This window comes from Bartonella sp. AP9QHHD (genome assembly GCF_042195625.1).
Taxonomy (GTDB): Bacteria; Pseudomonadota; Alphaproteobacteria; order Rhizobiales; family Rhizobiaceae; genus Bartonella.
This window is the reverse complement of record NZ_JBHIOP010000090.1, coordinates 1-19,739: the sequence shown is the minus strand read 5'-3', so window position 1 is coordinate 19,739 and position 19,739 is coordinate 1. Positions and strand designations below refer to the sequence as shown.

14 protein-coding genes, 1 tRNA gene and 1 pseudogene are annotated in these 19,739 nt (G+C 35.3%); 11 read left to right on the top strand and 5 right to left on the bottom strand.

Annotation, left to right across the window (positions count from 1 at the left end; all coding sequences use genetic code 11):
- Window positions 1-48: 48 nt before the first annotated feature.
- From ACFIK4_RS07890 to ACFIK4_RS10175, 5 genes are all read left to right on the top strand, one after another.
- Window positions 49-189, top strand: a complete 141-nt coding sequence (locus tag ACFIK4_RS07890) for a YbfB/YjiJ family MFS transporter (RefSeq protein WP_375630051.1) — start codon at window positions 49-51, stop codon at window positions 187-189.
- A 130-nt stretch (window positions 190-319) separates the two neighbouring features.
- Entirely contained in the window at window positions 320-619 is a 300-nt protein-coding gene (locus tag ACFIK4_RS07885) for a hypothetical protein (RefSeq protein WP_375629649.1), read from the top strand.
- A gap of 28 nt (window positions 620-647) precedes the next feature.
- Window positions 648-794, top strand: coding sequence for a hypothetical protein (locus ACFIK4_RS07880; RefSeq protein ID WP_375629652.1), 147 nt, complete (start codon window positions 648-650; stop codon window positions 792-794).
- A 1,728-nt stretch (window positions 795-2,522) separates the two neighbouring features.
- Entirely contained in the window at window positions 2,523-2,654 is a 132-nt protein-coding gene (locus tag ACFIK4_RS07875) for a hypothetical protein (RefSeq protein WP_375638427.1), read from the top strand.
- A gap of 316 nt (window positions 2,655-2,970) precedes the next feature.
- Window positions 2,971-3,081: a hypothetical protein gene (locus ACFIK4_RS10175; RefSeq protein WP_404977256.1), complete on the top strand. Its 111-nt coding sequence runs from the start codon at window positions 2,971-2,973 to the stop codon at window positions 3,079-3,081.
- Between the two features lie 621 nt (window positions 3,082-3,702).
- Here the strand turns inward: ACFIK4_RS10175 and ACFIK4_RS07865 are convergent.
- Window positions 3,703-5,271: a TerC family protein gene (locus ACFIK4_RS07865; RefSeq protein WP_375612149.1), complete on the bottom strand. Its 1,569-nt coding sequence runs from the start codon at window positions 5,269-5,271 to the stop codon at window positions 3,703-3,705.
- Window positions 5,272-5,707: 436 nt separating this feature from the next.
- Between ACFIK4_RS07865 and ACFIK4_RS07860 the strand changes: the two genes are divergently transcribed.
- Window positions 5,708-5,783, top strand: a tRNA-Lys gene (locus tag ACFIK4_RS07860).
- A gap of 1,101 nt (window positions 5,784-6,884) precedes the next feature.
- Here ACFIK4_RS07860 and ACFIK4_RS07855 read toward each other — a convergent pair.
- The 4 genes from ACFIK4_RS07855 to ACFIK4_RS07840 form a co-directional block, all read right to left on the bottom strand.
- Window positions 6,885-7,838, bottom strand: coding sequence for a YbhN family protein (locus ACFIK4_RS07855; protein WP_375613484.1), 954 nt, complete (start codon window positions 7,836-7,838; stop codon window positions 6,885-6,887).
- A gap of 15 nt (window positions 7,839-7,853) precedes the next feature.
- Entirely contained in the window at window positions 7,854-9,605 is a 1,752-nt protein-coding gene (gene ybaL / locus ACFIK4_RS07850; protein ID WP_375613485.1) for a YbaL family putative K(+) efflux transporter, read from the bottom strand.
- A 99-nt stretch (window positions 9,606-9,704) separates the two neighbouring features.
- Complete coding sequence (secD, locus tag ACFIK4_RS07845; RefSeq protein ID WP_375675697.1) at window positions 9,705-12,218, bottom strand: protein translocase subunit SecD; 2,514 nt, start codon at window positions 12,216-12,218, stop codon at window positions 9,705-9,707.
- A gap of 91 nt (window positions 12,219-12,309) precedes the next feature.
- Window positions 12,310-12,687: a hypothetical protein gene (locus tag ACFIK4_RS07840; protein WP_375613487.1), complete on the bottom strand. Its 378-nt coding sequence runs from the start codon at window positions 12,685-12,687 to the stop codon at window positions 12,310-12,312.
- A 180-nt stretch (window positions 12,688-12,867) separates the two neighbouring features.
- Between ACFIK4_RS07840 and ACFIK4_RS07835 the strand changes: the two genes are divergently transcribed.
- From ACFIK4_RS07835 to ACFIK4_RS07815, 5 genes and pseudogenes are all read left to right on the top strand, one after another.
- On the top strand, window positions 12,868-15,243 hold the full coding sequence (locus tag ACFIK4_RS07835) for a mechanosensitive ion channel domain-containing protein (protein ID WP_375675694.1): 2,376 nt from the start codon (window positions 12,868-12,870) through the stop codon (window positions 15,241-15,243).
- Entirely contained in the window at window positions 15,237-15,509 is a 273-nt protein-coding gene (locus ACFIK4_RS07830; RefSeq protein WP_375675692.1) for a hypothetical protein, read from the top strand. The genes ACFIK4_RS07835 and ACFIK4_RS07830 overlap by 7 nt, the downstream gene beginning before the upstream one ends.
- Before the next feature lie 558 nt (window positions 15,510-16,067).
- On the top strand, window positions 16,068-17,015 hold the full coding sequence (locus tag ACFIK4_RS07825; protein WP_375629670.1) for an outer membrane protein: 948 nt from the start codon (window positions 16,068-16,070) through the stop codon (window positions 17,013-17,015).
- A 569-nt stretch (window positions 17,016-17,584) separates the two neighbouring features.
- A pseudogene (locus tag ACFIK4_RS07820) lies at window positions 17,585-18,674 on the top strand (tyrosine-type recombinase/integrase).
- A gap of 271 nt (window positions 18,675-18,945) precedes the next feature.
- Complete coding sequence (locus tag ACFIK4_RS07815) at window positions 18,946-19,536, top strand: antA/AntB antirepressor family protein (RefSeq protein WP_375675690.1); 591 nt, start codon at window positions 18,946-18,948, stop codon at window positions 19,534-19,536.
- The last annotated feature ends 203 nt before the right edge of the window (window positions 19,537-19,739 follow it).

Genomic DNA, 19,739 nt, shown 5'->3' with positions numbered 1-19,739 from the left:
GATGGTTTTGGGTTCTATTATAGTCATACAGCATAGCCATATGGGCGGATTATTGCTTCGCTTTATGCAGGTGTAGGAGTTGGTATTCTACTACTAGGTAATGAATATGTTATTATTAGTTTGAACAGAGCGCTTGATGCAACAAACATTTGGTTTGGAGCTGGCTTAATGTCTGTTCAAAACTTTTAAAAACATACAGGTTTAATTATGATAACTATATCAAAAAACACCTCCGTTATTTCTTTCATTGCAAATGAAACCGCTCCTGTTAATCAGAAAAAACCATCCAAAATATGAATAGATCAATCAAATGGATTTCGTGACTGGTCATGTATATATATATTATCGCATTCGTGCTTTAAACGATTTTGGTGATGTAAAAAAAGCGATCTGGATGGCTTTTATTGAAAATGAAAGCAATCTCTCTCATGATGGTAATTGCTGGGTTGCTGATAATGTCTGTGTTGTAAAATCTGGTTGTGTTTATGAAAATATAAGGGGCTATGGCAATGCTGCCATTGGTGGCTATGTGTATGGCAATACCCTTATATGTGATAAAACCCATGTGTATTTTGGTGTTCATGTTTATGACAATGCTCATCTTTCTTATAACGTTTGAGTTTATCATTAAGCGCGGGTTTATGGGAATGCAAAATTATCCGGTAGTGCACGTATTCATAGCAATGCCGCGGTTTATGATCATGCGGTTGTTAGGCAAGGTTTACGGCAATGCTAGCGTTGGGTGTCATACTAAGGTCTACGGCTCTGTTTATGGCTATGCCAAGATCTCCTGATTATATCGTGATTAGAAGTAATGTATATGGCAATGCAAGAATAAAAAGACATAGCGATTTATATTCGGTTCCCATAAATTGAGAGGTTTATGAAAGTGATGATGTTATCAAGATTGATAAACAGAATAAATGACAGACGTGGAGGGTGCTTCTTTGATGGTTATAAACGCATCATAAAAGAAAGCTGTGCCAATTGATATGACGCTGCTTTTAAATAGAGGTACTACAGATCATACAAAAGAAGTCAATAATGAATGCATGTATACAAAACGTATCATATTGCAAACGCTCTATTCTATTGATTAAAACTGATCAAAAGGAACGTAAATGACAGATATGATCTTTAATCACTCATTTGAATTACAGAACCTATAAACACTTTTTTATGGCTATAAAACGTATTAAGAATAACGCTCTCATTTTTGAGGTGGTCATTTGACACAAAGTACATTATCAAAATGTCTCAACGCTTGGTAGGTTCATATCAAGACTCTCAAGAGAAAATGCGTATTAAGTGAATATTTGTAACAAAACCCGTTGTTTACATTTACGAACATTGGTTTTTAAAAGCAGCTTTTCATAAGACAATAAACAACCGCTTTTTATAAAATCTAAGGCTTTTAAACTGTTATAAATCTAGGTTTTAAATGTATTTATAGAGATATCATTTTATGTCTCTAAACGTTTAAACGTTCATTTAGTGAGGTTCTCATAAGCGTATTTTCACTTTGCATTTAAACTTAATTTCTCTGCAAATAAGCCGGTCCATATTTGGGCTGGCAAAATTAACCAGCTCAAATTCGAGTTCGTTAACTTTAGAATAGAGCATTCTTTAAACATTGTCGCTTTTGACTCAAAATTGAGTAAAACACCATGCCTTTGTAATATGATTGCAATCCTTTTGAAATTTATCTACTTATCTTTGTCTTAATAAGTATCCTCAAATTTGAGGGGACTTCATTTGGTTTCGTATTTTAAAACTGTAACTTTTAAAACGTTTTTTGCTTGTTTTCCTGCATTATATCATTAAAAATCTTTTGATTTCTACGACATAACATTATCAATTTCATTACCTGTTGTGATGATAGTATCTATATAATGTCTGCTTATTATTGACTAACTTTTTAGTAAGCGGCGCTTTAAAATCGACTTGTCTTTAAATCCTTTTATGTGCCCTTAATGAATTAAAACCTATTCTATGATAGTTTCAAATGATTATTTCTTTTAAGGTTTAGCTCAAAAAAAGAGTAAACCCCATACCATTTTTTAAACGCATGCAATTTATGTTATCGATAATTTCAAACGATTACGTTTTTAATAATGCGATTTGTGTGTGATAAAAACGTATCATAAAATTTATGAACTGTTATGAATGATAGCTGCGTTCACTTCATTTGAATGTTTACATGCGTTTTATGGTCTATCCATACATGGTAATTGTTTATGAAAATGGTTAATTAAATCACGTATAAAAGTGTAGATTTTAAATGGGATTCATATAGAATAATTTCACGCAAACTATTGACTTTATTATATTTTTTATGAATAAGATTCCATCTCGTTTAGACGTTGCAAAAGAAATCACCAAAGACCTTATTGATAAGATTCTTCTCTTACACGGCATTATCACTTTTGTTTGCAAAAATCTGCTTCGCTTTTGACTTTTGATATGGATACAACCTCTTTTGAGGTAGAGCAAAGAATTTTTTAATCATGGAGAGTGCAACAGTGTTCTTCAAAAATCTTGATTGGTCTGTTGAAAAAATTAAAGAGTTAGATAATTATTCAGCACGTTATCAACTACCAGATTGTGAAGTACAAATTCTTTATAATGACGCAATTATCAAAGGTTATCCGTAATTTGATGTTGGAGTTTCGATTAGTACTGGTATTTTATCTGCAATTGATCCCTATCAATTCTCAGCACTTACAAGATCTACAACTTGATTTTTATAAAAAGGGTTGAGAGTTTGTGAAGAAGGAATATATGCAGATTGGTTGGAATTAAGCTTGATTATGTCTTGAAATAGGCGATAGAAAGAATTGATCTTCATAAATGCTTTTATTTCAGATATGGAGCACCATCTTGGCGAAAGAATGAAGTTGGAGGCACATAAAGGTTATCAAGGTATATGATGCAGATTATAGCTTACTTCATATTGGTGCACTGTCTTTATTGGGTGATGTTGCAACCTTACAATCTTATTATCAAAGTTTCAGTGCAGAGGATCATTTAGGCTTTGATGAAAATACCCAACAGATTCATCTGAACGTGCATTGGCTTTAGTCAAAGAAGTGGTGAAATCTAAGCAGCTCAGCTACGCTTTAATTAAAAAGTAGCAAAAATATGAGCTATCTAGAAGAAAAACAAAGTTCTTAATAAGAGCTTTCCAGAGAGGTGGAGTTTCATTCTTGCAAGGAAAAAAATAGCTAAATTTATCGAAACAAAAGCTAAGGAATAGCTCCTTAAGAAATATCAAGAAGATCTAAAAAGATTATAGGAGCCAGAGTCTGGTTTAAAGATGCCATCATCAGTTGAGTGAACTCAACAATGGTGGAGTTTTATCCATTGGCGGAAATCTGATGTTTGAAAGAGGCTTTCTTGATGTGAAGGTAATATTGTAATAAATAATTATTATAAATCAATATATTGTATATATTCATTGTTTTGAGATTAATGACCATTGACAAATAATTTTGCACCATTTTCTCTCTCCCAGCTTTTCGTCAATCATCAATGAAAATTTTTTATAATGGAAAGTTCATTGATAATATAACTTTTGTATGTCATTATTTTACGCTTAAAAAAATATAAAAATAATGAAATGCAATTGAGTTATCAACTGCTTATTCTTTTCAATTTTTAATCATAAAAAAATCTTTTTATTCATTTTGCTTGTAAAAAGAACTAGCTTTTTTCTGGTGATACAAGTGGAGAAATAAGGATTTTAGATATGTTTCTGCGTTCCATTTCAATCACTTTAAAGTGTAAACCATCAGTTTCAAAGCTTTCTCCCTCATTTGGTAAATGACCAAACTGCCAAAGCATAAAGCCTGCCAGAGTCGTATAACGATCTGCTTCATCCACAAGGTTACGCCCAAGATAACCACTTAAACGGCGGATATCAGCATATCCCTCAACAAGAAGACTGCCATTTTCAAGTTGTTCTGCGATCATGAGTTCTTCATCGTCATCAGGAAAGTCTCCTGCAATAGCTTCAAGAATATCGGTTGGTGTTGCAATTCCTTCAAAAGATCCATGCTCATCAACAATAATTGCAAGCTGAATCGAAGAATGACGTAATTGCTCCATCAATCGTAAAACACTTGTATTTTCATGAACAACGAGGGGTTCTCGCATAGCTTTTTTCCAATTAATCTTTTTCCCCTCAGCCAAATTCAAAAGAAGATCTTTTGTCAACGCAACGCCAACAAATTCATCCACTTTTTCACGCGCAAGAATTAAGCGGCTATGTTTAACCTTTTGTAATTCTTCACGCATTTCATTTTCATCAGCATTTAAATCTAACCACTCAATCTCATTACGCGGCGACATGATAGAGCGAACAGGGCGATCAGCTAAATCGAGAACACCACGAATCATCTCCTTTTCTTCTGGTCTAAACAACTCAGAAGCTGCGGCCTGTTCAGCAATAACATCTACAGTCTCAGCAAGGTGACTATCTTTGCTTCCTCCTCCTAAGAGCCTCAAAACAGCATCAGCTGTTCTACTGCGTAGATCATTCGTTTTAATCATTTTTTCACGGTTACGACGTCCAATTTGATTAAAAGCTTCGATGAGAACAGAAAAACCAATAGCAGCATACAAATACCCTTTTGGAATATGAAAACCAAATCCTTCAACAATGAGAGTAAAACCAATCATCATCAAAAAACCAAGACAAAGGATTACAATAGTGGGATGACGATTAATAAAACGCATAAGAGCACCAGATCCGCACATCATTACTCCCATAGCAGCTATGACTGCGATATACATAACTGCTGCCTGCTCTTTTGCAATCATACCTGTTGCGGTAATAATACTGTCTAGTGAAAAAACGGCATCCAGCACCACGACTTGGACGATTACTTGCCAAAAAACAGCATAACCAACGCCTGTTTTTCTTTCATGTGATACTCCTTCTAACCTTTCATGTAATTCTAGCGTTCCCTTTGCGAGCAAAAAGGCTCCACCACCGATTAAAATAAAGCTATGCCAACTAAATACAAAAGATGAAAGTGAAAGAATGACCCTATCGAGTCTCATAACCCATCCAATAACGGTAAGAAGGAAAAGCCGCATAATTAATGCTAAAGTAAGACCTATAAAGCGTGCGCGGTCACGCAAATGCAGTGGCAATTTTTCAGCTAAAATTGCAATAAAGATAAGGTTATCTATTCCTAAAACAATTTCGAGAAAAACCAGCGTGATCAAACCAAACCACGCATGGGGATCAGTGATCCATTCCATCATTCCTTACCTTTTAGAAGCTTAAAAGCGCGCGATTGACAAAAAAAATTCATAGTCTTTTATTCGTATATTGGATCATGAACATTGAATGTAAAAAACTTATATTCAAAGAAAAAAACAGCACAATATTGCTTGAATGCATGTGATTGTTGATAAAACAAAATGATGCCCCATCCCGCTTACAACCACAAGAAGGTTCCTCTAATTTTCGCTCGGGCATTATGCTCGATAATCCTCTAACTATAGGTTCTGTATAACAATCAGAACATTTATTTATAAAGCTTCTTATAATGGGTTTATTTTTATATAAGATCAAGTGGTGAATATCATATTTTTAACCTTACAGACAATGAGTTTATATAACAAACAACAAAATATCTGGACATCTATCCTTAGGAGCGTTATAGAAACGCTCATTCTCGTCTTTTGAGAAGCTTATGGGTGATTAGCTCAGTCGGTAGAGCAGCTGACTCTTAATCAGCGGGTCGTGGGTTCGATCCCCTCATCACCCACCATTTTATTTTATACCGTAAATAACTTATTGATTGCGTAATTTTTTTTAAGGTACGAGTTGCTAAATAAAATTGGGCAGTAGGATTTCCCCATATCTGTTTGTTTAAAAGTGAAGATTGTTGATATAGCTTAGTCATCGGTGTTTGTACTTTTTAGGGGACTCAAAGAACTTCCAAAGGACATTTAAAGATCTTTTAATGCGTATTGTTTCTTTTTTTAAGTTGCAATTGGTAAGGAGAAGCCTCTTACCGACAATTGTGTTATTTAAAGGGGTATAAAAATCAACAGTTTTCACTTCTTTTAATATAAATTGATTAAATTTTTTTTGGATTTTTAGCATATTGTTTAAAGACAGAAGAAACTTTACACTTTAGTTGTGTCAGCAGCGTGGATATTTTTTGATAACTCTCCCGCTTAAACAAAAAACTTCTGTAACAATCATCAGTATTCCAAGAGGGTAAATCAAGATAAAATAAAGTAGTTAGCTGGACATACAAGTAATAAAATTAGATCAGTTTAATTGTTTAAAGCTAATACCTGTTAAACGAAAGACAATAAACTTTAATGAGGCTTAAAGTTTTAAAATATTAAGCTGTGTGGTTACGCTATGCTGTCTTTCCGTTAGCTAAACCTCTAAAAATATAAATATTAAGAAAGCCACACAGATTCATTATAATATATTGATTTATAAAGAATTGATTATTCTTTATTTAAAAAAAACTTTACTATCATAAACTTCTTTTGTTTCAATCCCTCTTATAATGAATTAATTAAAATCATTCATTTTTGCATCATAAATGGGATTAACGTGTGGATAAAGACTATTGAAGAAAGGCATAAAAATAATTCTTATTAATGTTCTTAAGTGCTAAAAGTTATCATAACATTGGAAAAATAGTATAATGGCACAGGCTTGCTCTTTTATTAAGTATAAAGATGATGGTGCAACAATAGCTTTACTATTATACCATTTATGGGTATTGTTGTGTAATGGAGAAGAGCGTTGAAAGAGGTTTCTTAAAAAAGATATGTAAATTGGCAACACGATGGTGTTTTGTTCTTTTATAGGTACATAAAAAAAGAAGTCATTGATAGCCTTTTATTTATTCAGGTGGTGTTTTGGGGGCTCTTTTCCAATATTGTTGCGCCTCAAAAATGACGACCACAAATAATGAAAGGATGAGCGGTATAATCAAATAAAACATTCTAAAGACAATAAGTGCTGCAATAACATCGGTTGGATTTATATTGGGCATGCCTGTTATGAAAAGAGCTTCAAGAACTCCTACTCCTCCTGCTGGAGCATTAGAGAGAAGAGTTATCGTAAAAGACGCTAGGAAAACACCAAGAACAGAGATAAAATGAATATCTGCGTTATGTGGGAGAACAGCATATATAATTCCTGCTGCTCCTAAAAGCTCTAGAGGGCTAATGAGAAGCTGTTGAATAACAATTTTCAGTCGTGGATAGGAAAGTTGAATTTTCTTCCCCAAGCGTAAGGGCTTTAACTGAAGCCAGCTGCCAAACGTATAAAGTGCTATACAGCTGAGTAAAATTGCTCCAGCCGTTGTTCCGAGCCATTCAGGAAGTTCTTTATGAATGAGGGTGATAATTTCGGGTTGCAGCACCAAAACGATTCCCAAAAGTAAGATTGTGCCGATTACAAAAGTAAAAGAGCAAAAACCTACTAATATTGCGATTTCTGTTCCGTTTAATCCTTTCATTTTATAGGCGCGATAGCGTACAACGGCACCAGAAAAAACTGAAGCACCGATATTGTGTGAAAGAGCGTAGGTTGTAAATGAACATATAGCGATAAAAATCCAAGAAATTTTATGGCCTAGATGTTGCAAGGCAATTCGATCATATCCAGCAAGAGCAGCATAAGCTAGGAGAGAACATAAACAGGCTAATAACCAGTGCTGTGCATTTAAATTGCTCAAGCGCTCCAATACATCCCCAAATGAAATGGCAGAGAGCTTCATATAAAGAATTCGAATAGATACCAGCATTGCTAAGATACCAATCAATGGCCATATAAATTGCTTTATTTTCACGATTCTGTATCCATTTTATGTTTTCTGTAAATTTTCATGATTGAGCATATTCCTTACAGATCTTCGTTCTGTTATATACTCTATAATGCCATTGGCAATTTCTTCATCATCTGTTACTACAACATCAGCACCTAAATCAATGAGATATGTTGTTTCTGTGTCGGATAATGCATGTGTGATTATCTGGATATCTTTCTTCATATCACGGATATTCACGATACATTCTCCTACTTCAATGGTACTTCGCATTGTAATAACAACTTTATGTGCATTATTTATATTTGCTGCGTTCATTATTTCTTGTTGAATGATATTGCCGCAAATAGCCTCAAAGCCATCTGCAATCGCTTTATCAGAGAGGCGTTTTGATTCTTCTACGATCACTATAGGTTCACCTCTATTTATTAAAGATAATGCAACACACTTACCGATACGACTATAGCCAATAATTACGATATGGTTGTTTTTTAAGGTCATCGGTAAAAAATCTTGGTCAGGATCTTGTGGATCAATATCAATAATTGTTTGGGTATTTTGTGAAGATGCAGAATTTTTTTCTAGACGTTTTTTAATTTTATTACAGGCAATGAAAACAAGAGGATTGAGCAAAATAGAAAAAATTGCTCCTCCAAGAATTAAATCATGAGCGTCATTGTTTAAAAGTCCTAAGCTTAAACTTAAACCAGCAAGGATAAAGGAAAATTCTCCGATTTGGGCAAGGCTTGCAGAAATAGTCAAAGCTGTTGCATTAGAATAGCGAAAAGCTTTAACGATGAAAAAGGCAACAGCAGATTTTCCGATTACGATAATGAATAAGGTTGCTAAGAGAGGGAAAAAATGAGTTAAGAGTTTCTCGGGGTCAAATAACATGCCTACAGAAACAAAAAAGAGAACAGAAAAAGCATCGCGCAGTGGTAAAGATTCTTCCGCGGCACGGTGGCTTAATTCTGATTCGCTCATGACCATACCAGCAAAAAAAGCACCAAGAGAAAGAGAAACTCCAAATAAATGAGCGGCTCCGAAAGCTACTCCTAATGCAATAGCAAAGACGCTAAGACGAAATAATTCACGTGATCCCGATTGTGCGCTCATTTTTAAAAGCCATGGGATAACGCGTCGCCCAATGACGAGCATAAGTGCAATAAATACAATTACCTTCAGGATGGTGAGACCAAAAATACCCCAAATACTTAAATCCAACCATTGAACAAGAGGATCCAACGCTTCTTTTTTGGTATTGCTGAGGGCACTTGCCAAGGAAGGGATGAGGACAAGTATAAGGACCATTGCTAAATCCTCAATAATCAACCATCCAACGGCAATGCGTCCTTTTTCTGTTTCAATAAGATGACGCTCTTGCAAAGCACGTAGCAGGATAACGGTACTTGCTATGGATAAAGCAAGACCGAAAATCAAACTACCACTAAAGCCCCATCCCATAATCAGACCAAGGCACAAACCTAGAAAAGTAGAAAATGCCATTTGTGCAATAGCAGCGGGGACAGCAATAGCTTTGACAGATAAAAGGTCTTTTAATGAAAAGTGGAGCCCAACACCAAACATCAGCAAAATAATACCAATTTCAGCAAGTTGATTAATGATGACGGAATCTATTTTAAATCCGCCTGTATTGGGTCCCACAATAACACCAGCTAACAAATAGCCTACAAGGGGTGAAATACGTAAACGGCTAGCAATCATTCCCAAGAGAAATGCTAAACATAAGCCTGCAACAATAGTTGTGATAAGTGGTGTGTCGTGGAGCATGGATTATTTACTATTCTTGATCAAAAAGCGAATGAATGAAAACGACTATATTTCTATGAGAAGAGAGGCGAGATGTACCATACGCATTAAAGGGCATTTTTATTTCACTTTGATATTTGCACGATTATTTCGCTCACGCCACCAATTTCCTAGCAGGAGTAAAATAGGAGCAGCAATAAAGATAGAGGATGATGTTGCAATAATAATCCCAAAGACCATGGGTAATGCAAAATTATGAACAGCACTTCCACCCCATATCGCCATGGGGAGCATCGCAAGAATTGTTGTGGCTGATGTAAAAAAACAACGTACAAGAACCTGATTAATTGACAGATCAATCAGCTCGCGCAACGGCATTTTTTTATAAAGACGCATATTTTCGCGCATCCTATCATAGACGACAACTTTATCATTTATAGAATATCCAACAATTGTTAAGAGTGCGGCGATAGCCGTTAAATTAAAATCAAATTGAAACAAAGCAAAAAAGCCAATCATTTTTGTGGTGTCTAGAATGAGAGTGATAATTGCTCCAATGGCAAAGAACCACTCGAAGCGTAACCATATATAGAGAGACATGGCAATAGCCGCAAGAATAACAGCAGTAAAAGCAGCTGTGGCAAGCTCACCTGAAATTTTGGGACCAACAACTTCTATTTGATCGAATGTGGTATCGGGATAGATATTTTGTACAGCTGTTTTGACCTTATCAATGGCGGTGGTTTGTTGTGCTTCGCCACCGCTTTGTTTTTGCATGCGAATTAATACGGTATTTTCGTTATCAATATTTTGCAAGGTAACTTCACCAATATTAAGAGTAGAAAGCTTGGAACGCAGAGTTGCTAGATCTGCTGGTCCTTTCGTGGTAATACTCATTTGGCTTCCGCCAATGAAATCAATACCAAAATTCAATCCAGGCTTAAAAAAGAGAAAAACTGAAGCCATTGATAAAACAATTGAGACGCCAATACCAATGAAACGTGCTTTCATAAAGTGGAAAGTTGTGTTTTGTGGCATGATGTTGAAAGCAGAGTGAATATGCAACTTTTTAATTTTCCATTTACGAACGATCCAAATCATGATGATGCGTACAATGGTGATATTTGTAAACATGGAGATGATAATACCAAGCAACATTGTTACGGCAAAACCACGAACGGGACCGGTGCCGAACCAAAATAGTAAGACAGTCGCTATAATTGCCGTAACATTTGCATCAACAATGGTTGCAAAAGCGTGTTTAAATCCACGATCTAGGGCTGCAAAAGCACCCACACCTTTTCGACTTTCTTCACGGATACGTTCATTGATAAGGATATTAGCATCAACGGCAATACCGATGCCTAAAATAATACCAGCAATACCAGGCAGCGTAAGCGTAGCTCCCAAAAGACTCAGTGCAGCAAATGTTAAAATCGTGTGCAGAGCTAGTGCTATATTGGCAATTAATCCCCAAATACGGTAGAGAAGAAAAATAAAAATTGCAACAAGAATAAAGCCAATTATGCCGGTGTAAAGTCCCATTTGGATGGCATCAGCACCAAGATTTGGACCTACGGTTCTCTCTTCAATGACCGTGAGTGGTGCGGGGAGGGAACCAGCACGAAGCAGAGCAGCCAGAGTTGAGGCTTCTTTGGAGTCAAAGTTTCCTGTAATTTGACCTTGTCCATTGGGAATGACACTATTGATGGTCGGAGCGGTTAAAACTTTATTATCCAGAACAATGGCAAAAGGACGGTTAATATTTTGTCGTGTTATATCGGCAAATATTTTTGCGCCAGCGGAATCTAGCGTAAATGAAATAATGGAACGTCCTGGTATTTGGGGGTCAAAACCTGCACGGGCATCTTTCAGGACATTTCCATCTAAAGCAATTTGATCATAAATTGCATAGCGTTGCGTTTCATCAGTATATCCAGGAAGAATTGAAACACCTATCGGTGGATTATTGGGATCCACATTAGAAGGAACAAGATGAAAACTCATTTTGGCAGTTGTTCCTAAAAGATCACGTAATTGTTTTGGATCTTGTAAACCAGGCAATTGGACCATAATACGGTCATTTCCGACCTTTTGGATGGCTGGTTCTGAAACACCAACTTGATCTATACGGCGCCGGATGATTTCTAAGCTTTGTTCAATAGCATTGCTTATACGATCTTTTATACCAGCTTCCGTTAATGTGATACGAAACATTTCATTTTGAGCACTGATCGTGATGTTATGTTCTGTCGTGCCAAAGCTACTGTGTATGGGGATTATTAATGTTTTCAAAGCAGAGAGTGCTTTTTCAGTTTGTGAGGGATCAGAAATAAGCGCGACAACGCTATCTTCAACAATACGCACATTTGATGTACGGATTTGTTTTTCACGCAATACATTGCGCACATTGCTTAAAACGATGTGTAATTGATCGCGTTTTAACGTTTTGCTATCAACCTCGAGCAGGAGAGAAGAGCCTCCTTGAAGGTCAAGACCAAGTGCTACACGGGTGTCGGGTAAGAATTTCGAGTTTTTAACTTGTTCGTGTGAAAATAAATTGGGTAAGGCAACATAAATGCTGCTTAAAAGAATAAAACAATAAAGGGTAGTTAACCAACCAGGTGTACGCATGATATATTCCGTAAATAGGCAATCTAACAGTTATTCAAAGTTAAAAGCACAAGTAAAATAAGATGATCGTTTTTATATTCAAGGAAGAGAATTAAGTATGTTCATTGGGAGGAGCGCGTTTATTTGAGAAATATTGTGTTTTAACGTTACGAAATCGTGTGTCAACAGCTGGAATCTTTATTAAAAAGAAATCCAATGTTAGGATTTTTTGAAAGGTCCTCATAAAAATAGATTCTGTATGGAGTGTTACAAGTTTTTTGTTTTCAGTTGTGGTAACATTCACCTGATCACACTTATGATGTAAATCAAATCTATTCGTTTTAATGACATTATTGGTGTGTGATTGTTTGATTAAATAAGCACGTGTTTCTAGGTTGCTCGTCAAGAATACACCTAAACTGGATAGAAAAATCCAGGTTGTCAAAGGAAGAAAATCTTCTTTTTTGCAATAAAGGTGCAAAAAAAACATGCTAGAGTGCCTTCTTTAATCTTATTGAGTTCAGCTTATTTATCATTCTTTTATCTTATTACCAGTATTATAGGATAAGGGAAAGCTTTTATAAGATTATTCTATAAAAGTTGAAAATATCTACTTTATACCATATTTAAAAGAGAAAAATAAAATCCCTTTTGTGCTCATAAGGTAGATATGTATTCATTTTGTAGAAAAAACATCCACATACTTTTCCTTCTTTTGGGGATTATCTTTGTATTTAATTCTGGTGCATGGGGTAATAGGGGGGCACAAAATACAATTGTCGAACAAACGATAGCTTCTTATTCAGTTGATGAAATTATTCAGCAACAACAGTTGATTATTGAGACTCTTGAAGAAAATACTGAAACTTTAAAAAGAGATTTTGACAGAAAACCAGAAGATGAGCGTGCTTTAGAAGAATTACGGTTACGTGCACAAGATATCAGTGAACGTGCTATTGAGGCAGCATTTGTTTTGCGTCCTACTCTTAATGAAATTAATACACTTCTTGATCAATTAATGGAGCTCCATCGTGACGTGAAAAAACTGAAAAGCTCAGTGAAGGAATATTCCTACTTGATAGAGCAAAAAGCTAAAATTAACAGTATCATGCTTCGTTTTGAAGCAATTTTCTTAGCGGCAAATAGAATAGCTGAACTTTCTATTTCTCAATCTCGGGAGCTTTTTAAACGCACGCTTACGTATAGGCTTGAGTTTTCGATTCCGATGGTTAAACATCTCGTCCAAAAAACAAAAGAGGCTTCATCAGATTTTCTTGTGTTGTTAAATTCTTGGTGGAATTTTATATTTTACTTCAAGTTTTTACAACTATTTCTTTGCTTTTTAATTCCACTTTTTATTACTTTGGGACTTTCGTATTTTTCTCAAAAAGTTCTTGTTCATGTGTATTGCCACTTTACGAAGTCTAATGAGGAAATATCTTATTTACAACGCTTATTGATCGCCTTTATTTCAGTTCTCTTACCTTCACTTGTATGTATTCTTTGCGTTTATCTTGTGTTGTTTTTGTTTCGTAGTTTTAACTTAGATCCAGGTAAGCTTACAACAGTTTTTGATATGATAGGTTGTCAAATTATTTTATTATTTTTAATCAATCGATTAGCTGTTGTTCTTCTATCATCGAATAGGCCCCATGTAGGTCTTCTCAAGATTACATCATCGTCTGCTTATCAATTAGTGATTTTACTCACTTCTTTAGGGGGTATTTTGGCATTTGACGCTGTTCTTGATAGTATTTATCAAATCATTTCAGCGCCTCTATCTTTAACAATTGCTAAAAGTTTTATTGCTGTTTTTCTTGTAGCGATATTGCTATTTATAATATCATTTGTACCTTTGCGGTTTAGACGTAGGCGTGTTCAAGAAGAAAAAAAAGAGCCATACTTTTGGCCATTTTATATACGCATTCCTCTTATTGGCTTGGGGTTACTGCTCTTTGTATTGAATTTTTTAGGTTACGTTGGACTTGCGCGTTTTATTACGCAGCAAATTATGATTGATGGAGCATTTTTAGTTCTCATGTATTTAGGAATACAAAGCGCTCAAGCACTTGGAACTAAAGACCAATTTATGAAAACAACGGTTGGTCATCTTTTGATGCAGAGGTTTCATTTAGAAGAAAAAACGATGAATCAATTGGGAGTTTTTGTGAGCGTTTTTCTCAATTTATTTGTTGTTATATTTTGTGCAATGCCAATTGCTGTACAGTTTGGATTTTCCTATTCTGATTTAAAAGCAGTTTTGTGGCAATCGGTGACCGGTTTTCAGATTGGAAATATTAGTCTTTCTTTGATTTCTCTTGTAACAGGAATTATTTCTTTTTGTGTTTGCTGGTTTCTTATTCGCCGATTTATTGGTTGGTTAGATAATGTGGTGTTGGTTCATGGAGAGTTCGATTCTGGTATACGTAATTCTATCAAAACAGTGATAAGTTATGGAGGCGTTGTTGTATCTTCTTTGACCGGATTATCAATGGCAGGTTTGGATCTTAGAAATTTCGCTCTTATTGCTGGAGGACTTTCACTTGGTATAGGTTTTGGTTTACAGAATATTGTCCAAAACTTTGTCTCTGGACTTATTATTTTAGTTGGAAGACCATTTAAAATAGGGGACTATATAGAATCTGGATCAGTAGGGGGGGTTGTTAAGCGTATTAGTGTGCGTGCAACGGAACTTGAGACAATTCAGCGTAAGACGATTATTATTCCCAATTCAAGCCTTATTAATAACAACGTTAGTAATTGGACACGACGTAATAAAGTAGGACGAATTGATATACCAGTTACTGTATCATCTAAGGTTGCTCCAGAGCATGTTGCTGAAATTTTGTTAGAGATTGCTTCTGCGACAGAAGGCGTTTTAAAAAATCCTATCCCACAGGTGAGTTTTACAGCATTTGATCGTAAGAGTTTTTCCTTTAATTTGGCTATTTATGTGCCTAATATTACCTCATCTTCTCATGTAACCAATGCTCTTCAATTTAGCCTATATAAGCGTTTTGCTGAGGAAGGAATCTTAGAATGCTGAAATATACTTATATTTTGATTACAGTTATTCTATTAAGTATTTTTACCATAACAGCTTTTGCTGCAACAGTGAAGAATACTGATTTAAAGATGCAATCTCTTATTGTTGTTGAAGGAAGTATACCTTCAAAAATTTCTTTAAATACTCATCAAACAATTACAATTTGTATGAAGGGATGTTTTATAACTTTTCCTAATAAAGACCGTTTTGCAATAAAGGCAGATGATAATATAGAAATCAGTAGGGGAAGAGCAATTTTTAAATAAAATGATTGAGAATTTTTGTTTGGGGACAAGATTTAGAAGGATAATGATATTGTGTGTAATTAATAATCTCATCCTTTAGAAAATGGTAAAAAAAAGTATGATTTTAGTATAAAATAGATGCTTTTTTATACTATGTAGAATCTACAGTATGCATTTTGGATGTAAGAATATTGAGGTATTTATAATATTGTCAATAAACATCGATTCTCTAAAAATAATTACATCATTTTTAGATTTTTTTCATGAAAAAAGGCATAAAGTATACTATTTTGTGATTTTTTTGCGGTAATTTTAATACAAAATGTTTTATATTTCCTTCTTTTGACAAGATAATAGGTATTTTTATTAAATATTTATTATTTTAAGTAATCATTATTATAATATTTTAAAATTTATTTGATAATATTAAATTTTGATGTAATGATATATTAATATAGTAATAGATTTAAATGTAACTATAAAGGAGTACATGCGATTTTGCAGCATAAGATTTTATAAAACTTTGTTTTTCTAAATGTGATTTTTGATTATATAAATTTAGCAATGGGGTATAATTTTATGAATACAAAATTTATAACAGCATCTGTTTTTTCTTTGATTTCACCTTCTATAGTACAGGCTGCAGATGTGGTGGCTCACGAAGAGCCATTACATGTTGCCTCAGAAGTTGTTGCTTCTTCACCTTTTTCTTGGGCAGGTTTTTATTTCGGGGGGCAAGTTGGTGGCTTTTCAAGTAAGACTTCTGCAATAACGCGTGATGTTGATATTCCTCTCTATCCCGATGAGGAGAGTAAAAGTAAACCATGGGTGCCTGTCGAGAAGCAGTATATGCCTGAGCTTTCTGGATTTATAGGTGGTTTTTATGCGGGTGTTAATTTTGATCTCGGTAATAATTTTATTGTGGGGATTGATACGGATATGCTTTTAACGGAAAAAAAGGATACAAAAACAAGATTTCAGGCTGATGAAACGAGTGCAGGTGGTCCTGACACTGGTGGATCGGGCACTGAAGGATCGGGTACTGAAGGATCGGGTACTGATACTGAGGAATTAGGTACAGAAGGAAAAAGTCGAAAAAAGGCAAAACTTGTCAGAAGACAGGGTAGAGACTTTTCTCGCTCTTCTGCAGAGGATAAAGAAGAGAAAGACAGTTTAACGTTTAATCATACGTTAAAACAAAAATGGACAGGTGCTACACGGGTGCGTGTTGGGTTTTCTGCGGGGCATGTGATGCCTTATATTGCTGGTGGTGTTGCTTATGGACAGTTTCAAGATATTTTGTCGACAGTAATTACGGGAGGTGAGCCATTTAATAGGACATCGGATGTAACAAAAACGATGATTGGTTATACTCTCGGTGGTGGTGTTGATTTTGCAATGACAGACCATCTTGTTGTGCGTGCGGAATATCGTTACTCAGATTTTGGTAAAAGGAAATTTAAAGACGAGATTGAAGTTAAGTATAAGACGAATGATTTTCGCGCAGGAATAGCTTACAAATTCTAATTTTGTAGGATAAAGGAGCTTAAATTTAAGAGGTCCTATTTCTTTGATAGGGCCTTTATTTTTTAATTTTATGCATTGTAAACACTATTTTATGGTAAAAAAAAGGGGGCTTTGACTTTGAGTGAGAATGAGGAGGTAAGGAAGAGTTACTCAGATTCTTAATTGTTAAGAATAAAAAATTTTTAGTTCACGAGGTGTGGTTGAAACATTTATTGGCAAAGAAGGATTGCTTCGTCTTTCATATTATTACAGTTATCACTTTATAATACCGTTATAGAGTTGCAAACAGTAAACTTAAAGAGAGTTTTTACTATCTAAGTAATGAGAAAATAAAGAAAATTTACATAGAGTGGTGCGGACGGCGTGCACCTATTTTTTCTTTATTTAGAATTCTCTACGCTATCACCTGATTGCGCGTTTTACTTTTTTCTATATTTATAACTAACTGTTTTTATTTGATTTTATTTATAAAATTGCCTTTTGTATATAATCTTGCTATCAAATGAAATCGCTCCAAGTGCGATTCAAAAGGTGGTTCAGAAGGTGGTTTTTAAAAGGTGGTTCAGAAGGTGGTTAGCAGAACGAGAACACGTGATAGACTGTCTGTCTTATCTGTAAAAAATCTATCTAAAGGAAAATATGCTGATGGAGCTGGGCTATGGCTTATCAAAACAGCCCAAAATCAAGGGCGTTGGATTTTTCGATTTGATTTCAATAAAAAACGTCGTGAAATGGGATTAGGCTCTTGTAGCGTTGTATCTTTGAAAGAAGCGAGGCTTAAAGCTACAGCTTGCCGTGACCTTTTGCACCAAGGTATTGACCCGATTCGTAAAAGGAAAAATGAAAAATTACGGCAGGCAGTTGATAGTATTTCTTTACAAAAAATAGTTTTAAGTGCTTTTGAAGCCAAAAAAAGCGAATTGAAAAATGAAGGTAAAGCAGCAAGGTGGTTAGCACCTCTTACATTGCATGTTTTTCCTAAACTTGGGGATATAGCAATTACTGAATTAACGCAATTTGATATAAAAGAGTGTTTGTTGCCTATTTGGAAAACAAAAAATGAAACAGCGAGCAAGGCTTTATCACGTTTGAATATTGCTATAAAACATGCCGCAGCACGTGGTATAGATGTGGACATGCAATTGGTACCAAAAGCAAAAGCTTTATTGGGAAAATTTATTCAAAATGTTCANCTTGATTTTGACTGGAGTACGGTCGTATCCATTGCGCTATTTGCGCCTTGAACAAATTGATAAAAATATATGGACGATACCAAAAGAAAATATGAAGGGCATTGTAGGGAAAGTTTCAGACTTTCGCGTGCCACTAAGTGATGAAGCTTTGAGAGTTATTGAAAAAACTCTCCCCTTTGAAAAGAATGGTTTTCTCTTTTCTGGTCTTAGAGGCAACCCCATTTCGGATACCACCATGGCAAAGTATATGACAGTTTGCGGCTTAACTTATCGTCCCCATGGTTTTCGTTCAAGCTTACGGGATTGGATAGCAGAGACAACGTCAACACCATTTGAGATTGCCGAAACTGTTCTTGCACATACAGTTGGGAGTTCAGTGACAAAAGCCTACATGCGAACGGATTTTTTAGAACAGCGCCGTGTCCTCTTAGAACAATGGGCGTCTTTTATATCAGGAGAGGCTTGACAGGATTATAACAATGTGTCTATTGTCGAATCAGGTGCCTAGAAAACACCTTAAAACAACAAGCGGATTGGTTGCCGAAATAATCAGTCTTCCGCACATTAAAGATTTTGACTCATTATATGCTGTAGCATATAACGGTCTTGTCGGGTGTAGTTACGCTATACAATACCCTCATGGGGAAAGGCGTAACGACGGGCTTGTTGCCGTGTTTTCTAGCACCCGGCATCCTCTTAGGATGTCAATAGAAAGCCTAATCAACAAGGAGTTCATTATGAACACTCTTATTAAAATTACAGAACAAACGATCGATCAAGAAACAGTTCAAACCGTCAACGCACGCGAATTATATACATTTTTGGAAGTCAATTCTAATTTTAGAGATTGGATAAAAAACCGTATTAAAGAATACGGCTTCCTAGAAAATAAGGACTTTATAAGTTTCGCTAAAAATTTAGCGAAACCTAATACCTTTCAAGAAAATCAAGACTTTGTGAGTTTTACTCAAAAAAGAGTAAAACCTAAAGGCGGTCGTCCAAGCATAGAATATCACCTCACCTTAGACATGGCGAAAGAACTTTCCATGGTTGAACGCAATGAGAAAGGACGTCAAGCACGCCGTTACTTTATTGAATGTGAAAAGAAACTGAGAACCCAAGCTGTTGATTATGACCATGATACACGCTTTGATTTGCCAAGTTATTGGGAAGGTATGAACGCTGGTGAAAAAGTTTTATATCTTTTAGGTCCTATTCATATGCGTCTTCTTGATGCCTTCAGAGTAGATGAAGAGAACAGAAAATACAAAACTCTCATTAAAGAAGCAAAACAGGTCTTAGAAAAATCTGTTATGAAAGCCGCTTAGTTTAAAACACGATTCATCTCCCCATTTCAAAAGTGGGGAGGGGATAAAGCTTTCAGTTTGTGGTTAGCCACTATTTTAAATGTACAAAGACATTCTCTATCACCTCCATGAGACGAGCAAATTTAAGAAACCATTTTCTAAAGAATTTCGCGCGTCTCAGAGTATGTTTAGAGTCGGATATTTGGTTTTTGTGTAAAAATACT